This window comes from Sphingomonas sp. PP-CE-3A-406 (genome assembly GCF_003688625.1).
In the GTDB taxonomy this organism is placed as follows: domain Bacteria; phylum Pseudomonadota; class Alphaproteobacteria; order Sphingomonadales; family Sphingomonadaceae; genus Sphingomonas.
Genome location: NZ_RCWY01000002.1, coordinates 211,216 through 227,907, shown reverse-complemented (window position 1 = coordinate 227,907; position 16,692 = coordinate 211,216). Strand labels below are relative to the sequence as shown.

Genomic DNA, 16,692 nt, shown 5'->3' with positions numbered 1-16,692 from the left:
CGCCTGCGATACGAGTAACCACGGCAATACCCCCGCAACCCGCTTGACGCCCAGCCCCGCTTGAGCGGATGACCCACCCGATGGCATCGCTCGCTTTACCCACACCCGCCCGCAACGCCGCGCTCGTCGCCATCGCGTCCGGCATCGCCGCCGCGGCGATCGTGCTCCTGCTCGTCGGCAGCTGGATCGCCGCCGCGGGGTTCTTCGCCGCGGCCGTCATCGTCATCGGTGCGCTGATCGCCTGGCGTCTGTTGAACCCGGTTGCGAAGGACGCGCCGCGCCCGGTCGACTGGGACCTCACCCGCACCGTCGCCGAAGCCGGCACCGACGCCGTCGCGATCACCGACCGCGCCGGCCGACTGGTCTGCGCCAACGACGCATACGATGCGCTGTTCGCAGGCTTTCCGACACCCCCGGGATTGCCGCTCGACGATGTCGGCACGGCGGCGCTCGCCGATGCCGGCCGAACCGCCTGGCGCGATGGGATCGCGAGGGTCGAGCGCCTCAACGCCCGCGGGATCTGCCTGTCCGCGCACATCGCACGCGCCGGCGATGAAGCGGACATGCTCGTCTGGCGATTCGTCACCGCGCAGGATCACGATCTCGCCGAGACGCTGGCGGCGCTGCTGCCTGGCTCGACCGGCGACCGGCTCGGCGGCAGCGGCATCATGGCGGCGTTGCTCTCCACCGACGGCCGCGTGCGGACCGCCAACCGCGTGCTGCGCGCGCGCGCCAGCGGCAACGATCACGAATCGATCGACGGACGCGATTTCGCGAGCTTTCTCATCACCGACAGCCGCGGCTTCGTCCGCTTCGAACGTGAGGGTCTCGAAGGCACGCCGCTTCGCGTCCTCCAGGTGCCGTTTCTCGAGGGCGACGACGCGCCGGTTCTCGTCGCGCTGCTCGACGACGAGGAGGCCGCTCCGCCGGTCGGCGCGAGTGCGTCGGCGCACGTCCGCAGCTTGGTCAGCCTGATGCCGTTCGGGATGGCGTTGGTCGACCGTGACGGCCGGTTCCTTCAGATGAACACGTCGTTCCTGCGCGCGGCGGGCGTCAATCCGGTCGCCCCGCCCCTCTATCCGGGCGATCTGGTCGTCCGCGAGGACAAGGCCGCGGTCGCCGACGCGATTCGCAAATTCGCGAACGGAGCGACACACTCCGCCGACATGGCGGTCCGCCTCAAGGATCACCCGGACGAGCCGGTCGCGCTGACGATCGCCGGTGCGCGTGGATTGGGCGACGCCGCCGTGCTGCTCAGCCTCAAGGACAATAGCGAGGAGAGCCGCCTCAAGCGCGAGGTCGCGCAGGCCACCAAGATGCAGGCGGTCGGCCAGCTCGCGGGCGGCGTCGCGCATGATTTCAACAACATCCTGACCGCGATCATCGGCCACTGCGACCTGATGCTGATGCGCCATTCGCCCGGCGACAGCGATTACGACGACATCCAGCAGGTCCGCACCAACTCGAACCGCGCCGCCAGTCTCACGCGCCAGCTGCTCGCCTTCTCGCGCCAGCAGACGTTGCGCCCGCAGATTCTGCAGCTCCCCGATGTCGTCTCCGAAGTCTCGAACCTGCTCAAGCGCCTGATGGGCGAGAACGTCCGCCTCGACATGACGCACGGCCGCAACCTAGGCCCGGTGCGCGCGGATCCAGGCCAGCTCGAGCAAGTCGTCGTCAACTTGGCCGTCAATGCGCGCGACGCGATCGTCTCGGCCAATGCACGCGGTGGCGGCGTGCTGACCATCACCACCCGCGCGGTGTACGCGTCCGAAGTTCGCGCGATGGCCTCCGATATCCTGCCCGTCGCCGACTACACCGCGCTTATCGTCCAGGATACCGGCACCGGCATCCCGCCGGACGTGCTGCCCAAGATCTTCGAACCGTTCTTCACGACCAAGGAATTCGGCAAGGGCACCGGTCTCGGCCTTTCCACCGTCTACGGGATCGTCAAGCAATCGGGCGGCTATATCTTCGCCGACAGCAAGTTGGGGCAGGGCGCCACCTTCACGGTGTATCTACCGGTCCATTCGGCCCCCGCCGCGACGCGGCCCGCGATCGTGAAGCCCGCGCCGAAGCCCGTCGATCTCTGGGGCACCGGCACGATCCTGCTCGTCGAGGACGAGGACATGGTCCGCGCGGTCGCCGAGCGCGCGCTGTCGCGGCAGGGCTATACGGTGCTGACCGCGGAGAACGGCGAGGTCGCGCTCGAAGTGCTGGAGAAGCACGGGCGCCCCGATCTGCTGATCAGCGACGTCGTCATGCCGCAGATGGACGGCCCGACGATGGTGCGGCACGTGCGCGAGAAATATCCCGACCTGCCGATCCTGTTCATGTCGGGCTATGCGGAGGAGCAGCTGCGCAAATCGATCGATCTGGACAACGTCTCGTTCCTGCCGAAACCCTTCTCGGTGCAGGAACTCGCCGAAGCGGCGCGGGACGTGCTCGCCACGCGGTGAAACGAAACCGGAATGAATTGAACAAGATGTTGGCAAGTCGTAACAATCCCGACTATGCGCATGGCATGACCGCTTCCCAGCAGATCCTCCCGCAGCAGATTCTGATCGTCGAGGACGAACCGTTGATCGCCATGATGCTCGAGGATTTCCTCGAGGTGCTGGACAAGGGAGTCGCAGGCTCGGTCGATACCGTCGCTGACGCGCTCAAGCGGATCGAGCAGGGCGGCGTCGATGGCGCCATCCTCGACGTCAATCTCCGTGGCGGCGAAAAGAGCACCGCGGTCGCCGAGGCCTTGGCCGCGCGCGGCGTCCCGTTCGTCTTCGCCACCGGCGGCGGCGATGACGGCGTAGCCCCCGAATTCCGCGACCGCCCGCGGTTGCAGAAGCCATTCACGATGGACGGCGTCGCCAAGGCGCTCGAAGGCCTCTGACTCCTTCTCCTCCTTGAAAAAGGTGAGGCCAGAGCGCTTGGCGGGAGTAACCTCCATCTAGACCGTCATCCTGACGAAGGTCAGGACCCAGAGGCAAGTAGCGCATCGTCAGTAACCTGAGGTTCTGGCCTCGTTGGAATGACTCACGTTGGCGACTCGATGCCGCCGTATTGCACAAACACTTTCTCAGCTTCACGCTGCGTTCCTATGTATTTGCTACATTAGACCTGATGCGACTTTCGCGAGCCCGGACGGTCACGCTGTCGTGCATGCTGGTAGCACTGGTCATAGGGTATGGTTTCGGCGGCAGCAGCGTCGCGATAGCCGTCGCAATCCTCGCTCTCCCCCCGGTCGCTTGGGCGTTCGACAACGACAGCGGCACGTTTCTGATCCTCGCAACGCTTTTCGTTGTCGCGATCGGTGTCATGGTCCTGCTCATCGCCCTGATGGCGCTCGTCCACTAAATTGCCCGTTCGGCCTCGCAACTCTCTTGCGCAAATACCCCCTCCCGCGACATAGGCGTTCGCCATGACCCGCACATTCGATAAATCGCGCCTGCCAAGCCGCCACGTCTCCGTCGGCCCGGAGCGCGCCCCGCACCGCAGCTATTACTACGCGATGGGCCTCGACGAGGAGCAGATCGCCCGCCCGTTCGTCGCGCTCGCGTCCGCCGGCAACAATTCCGCGCCCTGCAATACTACGCTCGATGCGCAGGCCGATGCCGCGCAGGCGGGCGTCATCCAAGGCGGTGGCATGCCGCGCCGGTTCAACACGATCACCGTCACCGACGGCATCGCGATGGGCCATCAGGGCATGAAGGCCTCGCTGGTGAGCCGCGAAGTCATCGCCGACTCGGTCGAACTCTCGGTCCGCGGCCATTGCTACGACGCGCTGGTCGGGTTCGCGGGCTGCGACAAGTCGCTCCCCGGCATGATGATGGCGATGCTCCGCCTCAACATCCCCTCCGTCTTCGTCTATGGCGGCTCGATCCTGCCCGGCCGCTATCAGGACCGCGACGTCACCGTCGTCGACGTGTTCGAGATCGTCGGTAAATACGCCGCCGGCGCCTGCCCGCTCTCCGAAGTCCATGCGATCGAAAAGGTCGCGTGTCCCGGCCACGGCGCGTGCGGCGGCCAGTACACCGCCAACACGATGGCCTGCGTCGCGGAAGCGATCGGTTTGTCGATCCCGAACAGCAACATGGTGCCCGCACCTTACACCACGCGCGAACAGATCGCGGTGGCGGCGGGCGCGCAGGTCATGGAGTGCCTCGCCGACAATATCCGCCCGCGCGACATCTGCACGCGCGAGGCATTCATCAACGCCGCGCGCGTCGTCGCCGCGACCGGTGGCTCGACCAACGCCGCGCTGCATCTTCCCGCGATGGCGTCCGAAGCCGGTATCGAATTCGACCTGTTCGACGTCGCTGAGATCTTCAAGACAACGCCGTACATCGCGGACCTCAAACCCGGTGGTAAGTACGTCGCTAAGGACATGTACGAAGCCGGCGGCGTCTACATGCTGATGAAGACGATGCTCGCCGGCGGTTTCCTCAACGGCGACTGCCTGACAGTAACGGGCAAGTCGCTCGGCGAGAACATCGATCAGGTGACGTGGAACCCCGACCAGAAGGTCATCTACGACATCAAGACCCCGCTGACGCCCACCGGCGGCGTCGTCGGCCTGCGCGGCAGCCTCGCTCCCGACGGCGCGATCGTGAAGGTCGCGGGTATGCACCGTCTCCAGTTCTCGGGCCCGGCGCGCGTGTTCGATTGCGAGGAGGACACCTTCGCCGCGGTCGAGAACCGCGCAATCAACGAAGGCGAAGTCATCGTCATCCGCTACGAAGGTCCCAAGGGCGGCCCCGGCATGCGCGAGATGCTGTCGACCACCGCCGCGCTCTACGGTCTCGGCATGGGCGAGAGCGTCGCGCTGATCACCGACGGGCGCTTCTCGGGCGGCACGCGCGGCTTCTGCATCGGCCATGTCGGCCCCGAAGCAGCGGACGGTGGCCCGATCGCGCTGGTCGAGAACGGGGACATCATCCACATCGATGCCGAGGCCGGTACGATCGACCTCGACGTTCCCGAGGACGTGATGGCGGAGCGCCGTGCCGCGTGGGTGCCGCGCACCAACGATTACGGGTCGGGCGCACTCTGGCGCTATGCGAAGACCGTCGGCCCCGCGTACAAGGGTGCCGTCACGCACCCTGGAGCGGCAGCCGAAACCCATGTCTACGCGGATATCTAAGCAAATACTGGCGGTTGCCGCGCTTCTCTCGCTCCAGCTCGCAGCGTGCGGGCGGGGGCCGTCCAGCGCGGACGTCGAGGCCAAGCAGAAGGCCGAAACCGCCGGCGACCGCCAGATCCCCTGCGCGCGTGGTACGGCGGCGCTGGTCCCGACCTGCACCGTTGAGCAGGCGCTCGGCAAGGATGGCCTGATCCTCACGGTGCGGCATGCCGATGGCGCGTTTCGCCGCCTGCTCGTCACGCAGGACGGCCGCGGCGTGATCGCAGCCGACGGCGCCGAGGTCGCAACGGTTACCGTAGTGGGTCGGGACGGCATCGAGGTCGCGCTCGGCGGCGATCGCTACCGTTTGCCCGCCACGGTCCGGGGCGTCACGCCGCAGTGATGATCGGGATCGAAGGCCGCCCCATCCTGACCGCCGCCGAGATGCGCTCAGCGGAGGATGCGGTGATCGCCACGGGCGTCTCGGTGGAGACGCTGATGGACCGCGCTGGCACCGCGATTGCACACGCGGTGCGCCGGTTGGCTGGCACAAACGAAGTTCTGATCCTCTGCGGCCCCGGCAACAACGGCGGCGACGGCTATGTCGCAGCCCGTGTGCTGGCCGAACTGGGTGTGCCGGTTCGCGTCGCGGCGCTGTCGGAGCCCAAGACCGACGCGGCGAAGTCGGCGAGGGCAGGGTGGCGAGGATCGGTCGAAACGCTGCCGGAGGCAAAACCCGCGCCGATCCTGGTTGACGCGCTGTTTGGCACCGGACTCACGCAGCCGCTCGACGCCAGTACAACACCGACCCCCAACCGTTCCCCCGCGGACGCGGGGGCCCAGCTAAATCCCGAGGGCTCACCTAGCGGCCTATCCTGGGCCCCCGCGTCCGCGGGGGAACGGTCTGTGGTCGAGTGTCTCCATTCCCTCGCGAACGCCGCTCAACTCCGCATCGCGGTCGACCTGCCCAGTGGCCTCGCCACCGACTCTGGCAAGGCGCTCAGCACGCCGCCCGTCTTCGACCTCACCCTCGCGCTCGGCGCGGTAAAACCAGCGCACTTCCTCCAACCCGCCGCGCGCTATTGCGGCCAGATCCGCCTGCTCGACATCGGCGTCCCTACGCTCAGCCAAGCCGAAGTCCTCAAGGCCCCAAGCCTCCCAGCCCCCGGCCCAGACTCGCACAAATATACGAGAGGCATGGTCGCGATCATCGCAGGCACCATGTCCGGCGCCGCCGACCTTGCGGCCCTCGCCGCGATGCGCGCCGGCGCCGGCTACGTGACCCTGCTCGGCGACAGCCAAGGCCCACCGCACGCGCTCGTCCGAACGCCGTTCTGTGATCACGCGCTGGCCAACGATCGCATCGGCGCACTCGTGATCGGCCCTGGCCTCGGTCGCGACGATACCGCCAAGGCCCGCCTCGACGCCGCGCTGACCTCGGGGCACCCGCTGATCATAGACGGCGACGCGCTCCGCCTGCTCGACCCCGAGCGGATCAAGGCCCTGAAGGCCCCCGTCATCCTCACACCGCACGCGGGGGAGTTCGACGCGCTCTTCGGCAAATCCGACACCGACAAGATTACCCGAGCCCGCGACGCCGCCACCCGCACCAACGCCATCGTGGTCTTCAAAGGCGCCGACACCGTCATCGCCGCGCCCGACGGCCGCGTCCGCATCGCGCAAGGGGCCAGCGACTGGCTCTCCACCGCTGGTACCGGCGACGTCCTCGCCGGCGCGATCGGCGCGATGCTCGCCGCAAAGCTCGAACCGTTGGAGGCCGCCGCCGCCGGAGTGTGGCTCCACGGTGACGCTGCCCGCCGATTGGGCGCGGCTTTCATCGCCGACGACTTGGCGGAAGCGCTCCGGTCCGCCAGAGCATTGTTATGACCTCTGAATCGAATATCGACACCATCATCCGCGTCGCGGCGCGCGGCGACGGCATGACCGCCGACGGACGCCACGCCGCCTTCTCGGCCCCCGGCGACACGCTCGCGCCCGACGGCACCGTGATCCCCGGCCCGCACCACCAGACTCCCCCCTGCGTCCATTTCCCGACCTGCGGCGGCTGCCAACTCCAGCACCTCGACGACCAGGCCTATGCCGAGTTCGTCACCGACCGCATTGCCTCCGCGCTCGACGGCCAGGACCTATCCGCGCCGATCCGTGAGCCCCACATCTCCCCCGAGCGCAGCCGCCGCCGTGCGACTCTCCACGCCGAGGCCAAGGGCGGCAAGATCACGCTCGGCTTCACCGCGGAGAAAGCGCACACGATCGTCGACATCAAGGAATGCTGGATCCTCGATCCGCGCCTGTTCGCACTCGTCCAGCCCTTGCGCCAGCTGCTCAAGCGCCTCAACTTCCGCCGCCGCGCCGACATCCACCTGACGCTCGCCGACCAGGGCGCGGACATCCTGATCACCGGGTTCGCCCCCGAAGGCCTGCCCGCCGCCGAAGCGCTCACCAAATTCTGCGAAGATCACAAGATCGCCCGCGTAGCCTTCGATGACGGCCTCGGCCCCGAGACGCGCTGGGAGCCCGACGCGGTCACGATCACGCTCGGCGGCGTCCCCGTGCCGCTCCCGCCCGCGTCGTTCCTCCAAGCCACACCCGATGGCGAAGCCGCACTCACCGCCGCCGTCCTGGAAGCGATCGGCAAACCAGCGACGGTCGCCGACCTGTTCGCCGGCCTCGGCACCTTCACGCTGGCGATCCCGGCGAAGGTCTATGCGGCCGAAGGCGCGCGCGACGCACTCGGCTCGCTGAAGGCCGCCGCGCACCGCACCCAGCGCCCGGTGTACCCGGAGCACCGCGACCTCTATCGCCGCCCGCTGACGGTGGCCGAACTCGATCGCTTCGACGCGGTGGTGATCGATCCGCCACGTTCGGGTGCGCGCGAACAGGCGACCGCGCTGGCGGAGTGCAAGACCCCGGTAATCGCCTATGTCTCGTGCAACCCGGCCAGCTTCGCGCGCGATGCGAAGGAGCTGTGCGACGCAGGTTGGCGGATCGACTGGGTCCAACCAGTCGGCCAGTTCCGCTGGTCGACACATGTCGAACTCGCCGCGAAGTTCGTCCGCTAGCGATCTACTATATAACAGATCGGTCCCATTCCCGCCGTCATGCCGGGCTTGTTCCGGCATCCACGGTGCCGCGCATTCGATAGACGTGGATTGCGGCACCGTGGACCCCGGAACAAGCCCGGGGTGACGGAGTGGCTTTGGCGCCGGTCCACCTTGGGAATTCCACGCTGCTCTACGGATACACGGCACTCACGAAGAACAACCCGTCAGGCGGCGCATTCAGCCCCAGCATCGCCCGGTTTTTAGCCTCCAGCGCAACCGCAACATCGCCAACTGCCCAACGCCCCATACCCACCAGCGCCAGACACCCGACCATAGACCGCACCTGATGGTGCAGGAACGACCGCGCCGCCGCATAGACGCACAACCGCTCCCCCTCCCGCACCACCTCGAGCCGGTCCAAAGTCCGCACCGGGCTATCCGCCTGGCAATGCGCAGACCGAAACGTCGTGAAGTCATGCCGCCCGACCAGCGCCCCCGCAGCCTCCGCCATCGCCCCCGCATCCAGCAACTGCGGCACCTGCCAAGCCAGCCCCGCCTCGAACGTCAGAGGCGCCCGCCGGTTGACGATCCGGTACTCGTACGACCGCCCGACGCACGAAAACCGCGCATGCCAATCGTCGTCGACCACCTCGCACGCCAGCACCGACACCGGCGCCGGCTTCACCAGCGCATTCAGCCCCTCCATCAACCGAAACGCCGCGAGCGGCTTCGCAATGTCGACATGCGCACGCATCGCGATCCCGTGCACACCCGCATCGGTCCGCCCCGCCGCCTGTACCGACGCGGTCTCGCCGGTCATCTTCAACACCGCCGCCTCCAGCGCCGCCTGAACGCTCGGCCCATGCTTCTGCCGCTGCCAGCCCATGAACGGCCGCCCGTCGAATTCCACCGTCAACGCGAACCGCGTCAAAGCTGCGTCCCCGACGGGATCGCAAACCCGCGCAGCATTTCCTCCGCCGAGGTCACGCCACGCCCAGCGCGCTGCACTAGGGTCGGCCGGATCGCCCCGTCGCCACACCCGATCGTCAGCTCGCCGTTGACCGTCAGACCCTCGCACCCGAGAAACGAGAACGGCAACACATCCGCCGCCAGCACCTTCACCCGCTCGCCAGCATGCTCGAACCACGCCCCCGGCGCCGGGTTCATCGCCCGCACCAGCCGCTCCACCTCGACCGCCGACCGCTCGAAATCGATCCGCGCCTCCACCTTGTCGATCTTGGCGGCGTAGGTAACGCCCTCCTCGGGCTGAGGGCGGGCAGGGTAGGCGTCCAGATCGCCCAGCACCTCGACCATCAACCGAGCCCCCATCGCGGAGAGTTCGGACGTCAGATCCCCCGCGGTCTTGCCGACGATCGGCGTCCGCCCCTCGAGCCGAACCGGCCCGGTATCCAGACCCGCCTCCATCTGCATGATCCCGACGCCCGTCTCGGCATCGCCCGCGAGGATCGCCCGCTGCACCGGCGCCGCCCCGCGCCACCGCGGCAACAACGACCCATGCACGTTCAGGCATCCTAACCGAGGCGCCTCCAGCACCGCGCGCGGCAGAATAAGACCATAGGCCGCAACCACCGCCACATCCGCGCTCAAAGCCGCAAAAGCCTCGCGAGCCGCCAGCCCCTCCGGCAGAGATGCCTTGAACGACACCGGCGTCCGCACCTCGATTCCCAGCGTCTCCGCCCGAACCTGCACCGGCGACGGCACCAGCTCGCGCCCGCGCCGCCCCCCTGGCCGGGCAGGCTGGCAATACGCCGCCACCACGTCATGCCCCGCCGCGGCGAGGGCCTCCAGCACCGGCACTGCGAAGTCCGGCGTTCCCATGAAGATGATCCGCATGCCCCTCTCGAACACGCTGGCGGGGAGCCGCGCAACCCCCTATCTGTTCCCTATGGCATCCCCCGAGATCGAGGCGCTGACGCAGGCGCTGGCCCGGCTCCCCGGCCTCGGCCCCCGGTCCGCACGTCGCGCCGTGCTGCATCTGCTCAAGAAGCGCGATGCGGCGCTGGGTCCCTTGCGCGAGGCGCTGACCGCGGTCGACGAGCGGCTGGAGAACTGCAGCACCTGCGGCAACGTCGACACCACCAACCCGTGCGCGATCTGCGCCGACCCGCGCCGCGACCAGCGTTCGCTGTGTGTCGTCGAAGAAGTCGCCGATCTCTGGGCGCTCGACCGATCGCGGCTGTTCCCCGGCCGCTTCCACGTCCTCGGCGGGCGCCTGTCCGCACTCGAAGGCATTCGCCCCGAGGATCTCAGCATCGACAGCCTCGTTCGCCGCATCGAAGCCGGGGGCATCGACGAAGTCGTCCTCGCGATGAACGCCACGCTCGAAGGCCAGACCACCGCGCACTACATCGCCGAGCGCATCGAACGCTTCCCCGTCCGCGTCACCCAACTCGCGCACGGCCTGCCGGTCGGCGGCGAACTCGACTATCTCGACGAGGGCACGCTGGCGCAGGCATTAAGGGCCAGAAGGCCAATGGCTTGACGCCCGTCGGCTTGACGTGATGCCCACGCGTACCTTAGCGGACGCGCTATGACCGTCATGACCGTTCTCGAAGTCCCCGATCCCCGCCTGCGCCTCGTCGCCGAGCCGGTGGAGACGGTCGACGACTCCACCCGCACGCTCGTCGCCGACATGATCGAGACGATGTACGACTTCAACGGCATCGGCCTCGCCGCGACCCAGGTCGGCGTCCAGAAGCGCGTCCTCGTCATCGATCTCCAGGAGGAGAAGGACGAGGACGACAAGCCGATCAAGAATCCCAAGGCGTACATCAACGCCGAGATCCTGTCGGTCAGCGACGAAGTCTCCACCTACAACGAGGGCTGCCTCTCGATCCCGGAGCAATATGCCGAGGTCGCACGCCCGGCGCGGTGCCGCGTGAAGTGGCTCGACGAGACCGGCGCGGCGCATGAGGAGGATCTCGACGGTTTGCTGTCGACCTGCATGCAGCACGAGATCGACCACCTCGACGGCGTGCTGTTCATCGACCACATCAGCCGCCTCAAGCGCGACATGGTGCTGAAGAAGCTGGCGAAGCAGCGCAAGCTGGGATGAAGGGCGGGGGGTGTCGGTGCTCTCTGTGCTGAGAGTGCGTCCCTGAGAGCGCGGCTTATTTGCCCAACACGGAACCACCCCGGCGAAGGCCGGGGCCCAATTGGGGAACGTCGCCAACTGAGCGCAGTCCCTCGTTATTGAAACCTTTCCAATTGGACCCCGGCCTCCGCCGGGGTGGTACTGTTCGGCGAGGGTGTCGGAGCGCCCCCTTTCTAGTTCCCCCGCGAAGGCGGGGGCCCAGGACCACGAGCGCCACCGCCCGTAACCCTGGGCTCTCGCCTCCGCGGAAGAACAACATATTCCGATTGTCCTACATCAACCGTTCGACGTATGTTCCAAGCATGACGTCTCCATCTCCTTCCCAAACCCGCTCGCAGATGCGCACATTTTCCCCTGAGAAAATGCTGCGCCAGCGTCTGCACTTTGTGCACTTCCAGCTAAATTCGCGGGTGCAAAATGGCTGAGTTCGCCATCATCGCCGTCCTCGCGCTAGCCGCGGGCATCCTCCTCGGCTGGCTCTTGGCCTCCCGCCGAGCCGCCACCCTAGCCAGCGAACTCGCCGTCGCGCAGACCAAGGTCGCCGACGCCGACCTCATCCGCACCGCCCGCGACGCAGTCGAACGCGAACGCAACGCCGCGATGCAGGACCTCGCCACCCTCCGCGCACAGAACGCCGAACGCGCCACCGACACCGATCGCCTGCGCCTCGACCTCGCGACGATCCGTGCCGACCGAGACGCCGCCCGCACCGAAATCGCGACGCTTAAAGCCCAGGGCGAGGCGTTCGAAGCACGCCTGCTCGAACTCCGCGAGGCGAAGGACGTCATGGCCGCCCAGTTCGGCGACGTGGCCAACAAGCTGCTCAGCGACGCGCAGAAGACCTTCCTCGAACGCGCCGACGCCCGCTTCCGCCAGTCGGAGGAGTCCGCCGGCCTCAACCTCAAGTCGATGCTGCAACCCGTCAGCGACCGCCTGCAACGCTACGAAGAGGGCGTCGCCAAGGTCGAGGCCGAGCGCCGCGATGCGTTCGGCGACCTCAAGGGCCAGATCGAACAGATGCGCCTCGGCCAGGAAAAGGTCTCCACCGAAGCCGCCAAGCTCGTCAATTCCCTCCGCAACGCCCCCAAGTCTCGCGGACGCTGGGGCGAGCAACAGCTCAAGAACGTCCTCGAAACCTGTGGCCTGAGCGAACACACCGATTTCCAGACCGAGGTCTCAGTCGCAGTAGGCGACGACGGCGCGAGACTGAGGCCGGACGCAATCATCCGTGTCCCCGGCGGCCGGGCGCTGGTGATCGATGCAAAGGTCTCTCTCAATGCGTACCAGGACGCATTTGGCGCGGTCGACGACGCCGAACGCCTGATCGGACTCGCCGCCCACGCAGCCTCGATGCGCGCGCATGTCAACGGCCTCGGCAACAAGGCCTATTGGAGCCAGTTCGCCGACACCCCCGACTACGTCATCATGTTCGTCCCCGGCGAACACTTTCTCTCCGCCGCGCTCGAACACGACCCGACGCTCTGGGACTTCGCCTTCGAAAAGCGCGTGCTGCTGGCAACCCCAACGAACCTGATCGCGATCGCCCGCACCGTCGCGGCGGTCTGGCGGCAGGAGAAACTCGCCAACGAAGCACGGAAGATCGGCGAACTCGGCAAGGAAATGCACGACCGCCTAGCCAAGGTTGCCGACGACCTGCGCAAAGTCGGCGTCGGTCTCAACAGCGCGGTGAAGAACTTCAACGGCTTCACCAACTCGTTCAACGGCCGCCTGATGGTAACCGGCCGCAAGTTCCGCGACCTAAACATCGAGACCGGCGCGCGCGATCTGGAAGACGTGTCCTCGGTCGATGCGTTGGCGCTAGGCGAGGGACCCGCGCTGATCGAAAAGCCGGAAAACGTCGAAAGCTGACCCTGCTTCCACACCACCCCGGCGAAGGCCGGGGCCCAGTTGGGGGACCCGAATGATAGGCGCTGCGATCCGTTACTCCAGCTTTCCCAATTGGGCCCCGGCCTCCGCCGGGGTGGCGCTAAAGGAGAGCTCCTCCCGCACCGAAAACCGATCGGTACAAAATTCGTTCACCTTTCGGCAACCTTTCTAGACCTTGCGCATTAACCGGATAACACCCCCAAGAGTCACCCGGTCATGAAACACCTAGTCCCCATCCTCTGCGCCCTGATCCCCTTCGCAGCAATGATCGGCGCCTGCGTAACCTGCCCCTGACCTTTACCGCAAAAGCACAAAAGAAAAGGCCCGCCCGGATCGCTCCGGGCGGGCCTTTCTGTATCGGCCAAGAAGGAAGCGAAGGGATCAACCCTGCGCTTCGTCCTCCTGGTCGCGCGGTGCTTCGGCGGTCGCGCCGGGCTCTGCGTTCGGATCGTAATCCTCGACAAAGCCAGCCTCGTCGCGCTCGAACATCGACGACATCACGTCGACGCCCGAAGCCTGCATCTCGGCCTCTTCAGGCGAGCGGGCGACGTTGACCTTGACGGCCACCGACACCTCGGGGTGCAGCGAGACCTTGACGGTGTAGACACCGATCGCCTTGATCGGCTTGTCGAGCACGATCGCCGACTTGCCGACCTTGTGACCATCGGCCACCAGCGCATCGACCAGATCGCGAACCGCGACCGAACCGTAGAGCTGACCGGTGTTCGACGCCTGACGGATCAGGGTCACGGTCGCGTCGTTGAAGGTCTTCGCTTCGGTCTCGGCATCGCTGCGACGCGATGCGTTGTCCGATTCGATCTTCGCACGGTTCGACTCGAACACCTTGCGGTTGGCTTCGTTCGAACGAAGCGCCTTCTTGTTGGGAAGCAGGAAGTTACGCGCGTAACCGTCCTTGACCTTCACCACGTCGCCGATAGCACCAAGCTTTTCGACGCGCTCAAGCAGAATGACGTCCATGTGGGCGCTCCTTACTTAACGATGTAGGGCAGCAAGCCCAGATGACGCGCACGCTTGATGGCTTGAGCCAGTTCGCGCTGCTTCTTTGCGGCCACCGAAGTGATACGCGACGGGACGATCTTGCCACGCTCGGACACGAAGCCCTGCAGCAACCGGACGTCCTTATAGTCGATCCGGGGAGCGTCTTTGGCGGAGAACGGGCAGCTCTTGCGGCGGCGGAAGAATGGACGTGCCATGATTATTCAGCTCCCTCTTCGCGGTCACGACGGGGACCACGATCCGGACGATCGCCACGATCGGGACGGCCCTCACGGCCACCTTCACGGTCGCCACGACGCTCGCGGTCACGATCCTGCTTGCGCATCATCACGGTCGGGCCCTCTTCGAGGGTGTCGACCTTGACCGTCATGTAACGGATGATGTCTTCGTTGATCTGGGTCTGACGCTCCAGCTCTGCGATCACGCTGCCCGGGGCATCGATCTCGAGCATGACATAGTGCGCCTTGCGGTTCTTGGCGATCTTGTACGCCAGCGAACGCAGGCCCCAGTTCTCGGTCTTTACGACCCGACCTTCGTTGTCGTTCACGATCTTGGTGGCGATTTCCGCCAGTGCGTCCACCTGCGCTTGTGCCAGATCCTGGCGCGCAAGGAACACGTGCTCGTAAAGAGCCATGTCTTGTCCTTCGTCTTGGCCGATCGCTGATACACGCCCCATGCGTGCACCCCTCCGGCTGTCGTCTAGAATGCAAACAGGGGCGAGAGACGCGAATCTCTCACCCCGGTTGCAGAACGCCTTACCCGTTTATCGGGGAAAGGCAAGGTAGGTGTGCTTCGTTCAACTAGTCCCGTCATCCTGACGAAAGTCAGGATCCAGAGCCAGAAATGCCGCCGCTCGTAACCCTGGATCCTGACTTACGTCAGGATGACGGGCATGAAGCGAGGGGGCGTACTTATTACGTCCCCCAAGATCCGCCCCTACCGATTTACCGGAACGCGCCGCCACGAACCTGGACCACGTTGCCGCGACCGTTGATCAGCAACGCGTCGTTGCCCGAGCGGACCCACTGGCTGCCACGCGGCGGAGCGGCGAGGCGATAGTTGCGGTACGTCGTGATGACCCGGTAGTTCTGCGCCTGGCGACGATCGAAGCGCTGGCCGGCGCGCCAGTTGCGATACTGCGGCGTGCGGACGACGGTGCGCTTGGTGACGACGGTGCGGCCGTTGTTATCGTTGTGGCGCACGGTTGTGACTTCGCGACGCTGCTGCTGCGCTTCGGCCGGCGCTGCGGCGAGCAGCGGGCTGGCGACGAGCGTAGCCGCAAGTGCGCTGAGGATGAACGTCTTCATGATAATCTCCCGTTGAAAACACGGCGCCGTTGCTGCGGCGTCCTCCATAATCTGGGAGCCGATTGTCGCAGGCGCTTGTCGCAGGGCCGGTGAAATGGTCGCATATTGTCGCAAGGCCGCGAGGTTTGTTCAGGTTGCAACTCGGCACGCACCTTTATAGGCCCCGCGCTCGAACGAAACCAAACACAGAGGAGAGGCCATGCGCGCGTTCATCTTCCCCGGCCAGGGGAGCCAGTCTGTCGGCATGGGCAAGGCGCTCGCCGACGCCAGTGCCACCGCCCGCGAGGTCTTCGCCGAAGTCGACGAGGCGCTCGGCCAGCACCTGTTCCGCCTGATGAGCGAAGGGCCCGCCGACGACCTGCTCCTCACCGAGAACGCCCAGCCCGCAATCATGGCGAACGCCATCGCCACCTTGCGCGTCGCCGAAAAGGAAGGCGGCATCCGCCTTGCCGACAAGGCCGACTACGTCGCCGGCCACAGCCTCGGTGAATACACCGCCCTGTGCGCCGCCGGTGCGCTCGACCTCTCGACCACCGCCCGCCTCCTGAAACTCCGCGGCCGCGCGATGCAGGCCGCAGTACCGGTAGGCGAGGGCGCGATGGCCGCGTTGCTCGGCACCGACGTCGAAAAGGCGCAGCTGATCGCCGGCGCCGCGGTCGACGCGATCCTTGCGGAGGGCGGCTCCGAACTGATCTGCACCGTCGCCAACGACAACGACCCCTCGCAGGTCGTCATCTCCGGCCACCGCCTCGCCATCGAAAAGGCGATCGCGCTGGCCAAGGACCTCGGCGCCAAGCGCGCGGTTCTCTTGCCCGTCTCCGCCCCCTTCCACTGCCCCCTGATGCAACCCGCCGCCGAAGCCATGGAAGCCGCGCTCCTCGACGCAGACCTCCGCGCGCCTTTGGTCCCGGTCTTCGCCAACGTAGACGCCACCGCCGTCGCCGACCCCGGTGCGATCCGTCATCTATTGGTCCAACAGGTCACCGGCATGGTCCGCTGGCGCGAATCGGTGTTGGCGATGCATGCGGCGGGGGTCGACCACTTCGTCGAATTCGGCGGCAAGGTGCTCAGCCCGATGGTTAAGCGCATCACCCCCGACGTCGAGACGACGAGCGTCATCACGATGGACGACATCGAGGCGCTTGTTCGGAGTTTGTAGAGTAAGAGTGGTTCGCGCAGAGGCGCGGA

17 protein-coding genes are annotated in these 16,692 nt (G+C 66.5%); 11 read left to right on the top strand and 6 right to left on the bottom strand.

Features of this window, described 5'->3' with window-relative positions; genetic code table 11:
- Positions 1 to 80: 80 nt before the first annotated feature.
- From C8J44_RS07505 to C8J44_RS07475, 7 genes are all read left to right on the top strand, one after another.
- Positions 81 to 2,456, top strand: a complete 2,376-nt coding sequence (locus C8J44_RS07505) for a response regulator (protein WP_121904036.1) — start codon at positions 81 to 83, stop codon at positions 2,454 to 2,456.
- 65 nt (positions 2,457 to 2,521) lie between these two features.
- On the top strand, positions 2,522 to 2,887 hold the full coding sequence (locus C8J44_RS07500; RefSeq protein ID WP_060527091.1) for a response regulator: 366 nt from the start codon (positions 2,522 to 2,524) through the stop codon (positions 2,885 to 2,887).
- Between the two features lie 230 nt (positions 2,888 to 3,117).
- Entirely contained in the window at positions 3,118 to 3,351 is a 234-nt protein-coding gene (locus C8J44_RS07495; RefSeq protein WP_147453151.1) for a hypothetical protein, read from the top strand.
- Positions 3,352 to 3,415: 64 nt separating this feature from the next.
- Positions 3,416 to 5,137, top strand: coding sequence for a dihydroxy-acid dehydratase (gene ilvD / locus C8J44_RS07490; protein WP_121904034.1), 1,722 nt, complete (start codon positions 3,416 to 3,418; stop codon positions 5,135 to 5,137).
- Entirely contained in the window at positions 5,118 to 5,519 is a 402-nt protein-coding gene (locus C8J44_RS07485; RefSeq protein WP_121904033.1) for a hypothetical protein, read from the top strand. The genes ilvD and C8J44_RS07485 overlap by 20 nt, the downstream gene beginning before the upstream one ends.
- Positions 5,519 to 7,003: an NAD(P)H-hydrate dehydratase gene (locus C8J44_RS07480; protein WP_121904032.1), complete on the top strand. Its 1,485-nt coding sequence runs from the start codon at positions 5,519 to 5,521 to the stop codon at positions 7,001 to 7,003. Before C8J44_RS07485 ends, C8J44_RS07480 begins: the two co-directional genes overlap by 1 nt.
- Complete coding sequence (locus tag C8J44_RS07475; RefSeq protein WP_121904031.1) at positions 7,000 to 8,196, top strand: class I SAM-dependent RNA methyltransferase; 1,197 nt, start codon at positions 7,000 to 7,002, stop codon at positions 8,194 to 8,196. The genes C8J44_RS07480 and C8J44_RS07475 overlap by 4 nt, the downstream gene beginning before the upstream one ends.
- A 172-nt stretch (positions 8,197 to 8,368) precedes the next feature.
- On the opposite strand, the gene truA is transcribed toward C8J44_RS07475, so the two are convergent.
- Together truA and fmt are read right to left on the bottom strand one after the other, a co-directional pair.
- Positions 8,369 to 9,109, bottom strand: coding sequence for a tRNA pseudouridine(38-40) synthase TruA (truA, locus tag C8J44_RS07470; RefSeq protein ID WP_121904030.1), 741 nt, complete (start codon positions 9,107 to 9,109; stop codon positions 8,369 to 8,371).
- On the bottom strand, positions 9,106 to 10,032 hold the full coding sequence (fmt, locus tag C8J44_RS07465; protein WP_121904632.1) for a methionyl-tRNA formyltransferase: 927 nt from the start codon (positions 10,030 to 10,032) through the stop codon (positions 9,106 to 9,108). The genes truA and fmt overlap by 4 nt, the downstream gene beginning before the upstream one ends.
- Positions 10,033 to 10,084: 52 nt before the next feature.
- Between fmt and recR the strand changes: the two genes are divergently transcribed.
- The 3 genes from recR (at position 10,085) to rmuC (ending at position 13,162) form a co-directional block, all read left to right on the top strand.
- A complete protein-coding gene (gene recR, locus C8J44_RS07460; protein ID WP_056052820.1) occupies positions 10,085 to 10,681 on the top strand; it encodes a recombination mediator RecR in 597 nt (198 codons plus the stop codon).
- Positions 10,682 to 10,729: 48 nt separating this feature from the next.
- Positions 10,730 to 11,254, top strand: coding sequence for a peptide deformylase (gene def / locus C8J44_RS07455; RefSeq protein WP_121904029.1), 525 nt, complete (start codon positions 10,730 to 10,732; stop codon positions 11,252 to 11,254).
- Positions 11,255 to 11,710: 456 nt separating this feature from the next.
- Complete coding sequence (gene rmuC, locus C8J44_RS07450) at positions 11,711 to 13,162, top strand: DNA recombination protein RmuC (RefSeq protein ID WP_107962929.1); 1,452 nt, start codon at positions 11,711 to 11,713, stop codon at positions 13,160 to 13,162.
- A 399-nt stretch (positions 13,163 to 13,561) separates the two neighbouring features.
- Here the strand turns inward: rmuC and rplI are convergent, their stop codons facing one another.
- The 4 genes from rplI to C8J44_RS07430 form a co-directional block, all read right to left on the bottom strand.
- Positions 13,562 to 14,158: a 50S ribosomal protein L9 gene (gene rplI / locus C8J44_RS07445; protein ID WP_107952437.1), complete on the bottom strand. Its 597-nt coding sequence runs from the start codon at positions 14,156 to 14,158 to the stop codon at positions 13,562 to 13,564.
- 11 nt (positions 14,159 to 14,169) lie between these two features.
- Positions 14,170 to 14,394 (bottom strand): 30S ribosomal protein S18, encoded by a 225-nt coding sequence (gene rpsR, locus C8J44_RS07440; RefSeq protein ID WP_031393978.1) that lies wholly within the window; start codon positions 14,392 to 14,394, stop codon positions 14,170 to 14,172.
- 2 nt (positions 14,395 to 14,396) lie between these two features.
- Positions 14,397 to 14,831: a 30S ribosomal protein S6 gene (rpsF, locus tag C8J44_RS07435; protein WP_056050884.1), complete on the bottom strand. Its 435-nt coding sequence runs from the start codon at positions 14,829 to 14,831 to the stop codon at positions 14,397 to 14,399.
- A gap of 310 nt (positions 14,832 to 15,141) precedes the next feature.
- A complete protein-coding gene (locus C8J44_RS07430) occupies positions 15,142 to 15,504 on the bottom strand; it encodes an RcnB family protein (protein ID WP_121904028.1) in 363 nt (120 codons plus the stop codon).
- Between the two features lie 199 nt (positions 15,505 to 15,703).
- Between C8J44_RS07430 and fabD the strand changes: the two genes are divergently transcribed.
- The gene (gene fabD, locus C8J44_RS07425) at positions 15,704 to 16,663 is read left to right on the top strand and encodes an ACP S-malonyltransferase (protein ID WP_121904027.1); all 960 of its coding nucleotides are present in this window, start codon (positions 15,704 to 15,706) and stop codon (positions 16,661 to 16,663) included.
- The last annotated feature ends 29 nt before the right edge of the window (positions 16,664 to 16,692 follow it).

Coding starts and splice junctions, on each gene's coding strand:
- C8J44_RS07480 (WP_121904032.1), top strand. CDS start 5,519: ATGATCGGGATCGAAGGCCGCCCCATCCTGACCGCCGCCGAGATGCGC.
- rplI (WP_107952437.1), bottom strand. CDS start 14,158: ATGGACGTCATTCTGCTTGAGCGCGTCGAAAAGCTTGGTGCTATCGGC.
- recR (WP_056052820.1), top strand. CDS start 10,085: ATGGCATCCCCCGAGATCGAGGCGCTGACGCAGGCGCTGGCCCGGCTC.
- C8J44_RS07430 (WP_121904028.1), bottom strand. CDS start 15,504: ATGAAGACGTTCATCCTCAGCGCACTTGCGGCTACGCTCGTCGCCAGC.
- def (WP_121904029.1), top strand. CDS start 10,730: ATGACCGTCATGACCGTTCTCGAAGTCCCCGATCCCCGCCTGCGCCTC.
- fabD (WP_121904027.1), top strand. CDS start 15,704: ATGCGCGCGTTCATCTTCCCCGGCCAGGGGAGCCAGTCTGTCGGCATG.
- C8J44_RS07485 (WP_121904033.1), top strand. CDS start 5,118: ATGTCTACGCGGATATCTAAGCAAATACTGGCGGTTGCCGCGCTTCTC.
- C8J44_RS07475 (WP_121904031.1), top strand. CDS start 7,000: ATGACCTCTGAATCGAATATCGACACCATCATCCGCGTCGCGGCGCGC.
- C8J44_RS07500 (WP_060527091.1), top strand. CDS start 2,522: ATGACCGCTTCCCAGCAGATCCTCCCGCAGCAGATTCTGATCGTCGAG.
- rmuC (WP_107962929.1), top strand. CDS start 11,711: ATGGCTGAGTTCGCCATCATCGCCGTCCTCGCGCTAGCCGCGGGCATC.
- rpsR (WP_031393978.1), bottom strand. CDS start 14,394: ATGGCACGTCCATTCTTCCGCCGCCGCAAGAGCTGCCCGTTCTCCGCC.
- C8J44_RS07495 (WP_147453151.1), top strand. CDS start 3,118: ATGCGACTTTCGCGAGCCCGGACGGTCACGCTGTCGTGCATGCTGGTA.
- rpsF (WP_056050884.1), bottom strand. CDS start 14,831: ATGGCTCTTTACGAGCACGTGTTCCTTGCGCGCCAGGATCTGGCACAA.
- ilvD (WP_121904034.1), top strand. CDS start 3,416: ATGACCCGCACATTCGATAAATCGCGCCTGCCAAGCCGCCACGTCTCC.
- fmt (WP_121904632.1), bottom strand. CDS start 10,032: ATGCGGATCATCTTCATGGGAACGCCGGACTTCGCAGTGCCGGTGCTG.
- C8J44_RS07505 (WP_121904036.1), top strand. CDS start 81: ATGGCATCGCTCGCTTTACCCACACCCGCCCGCAACGCCGCGCTCGTC.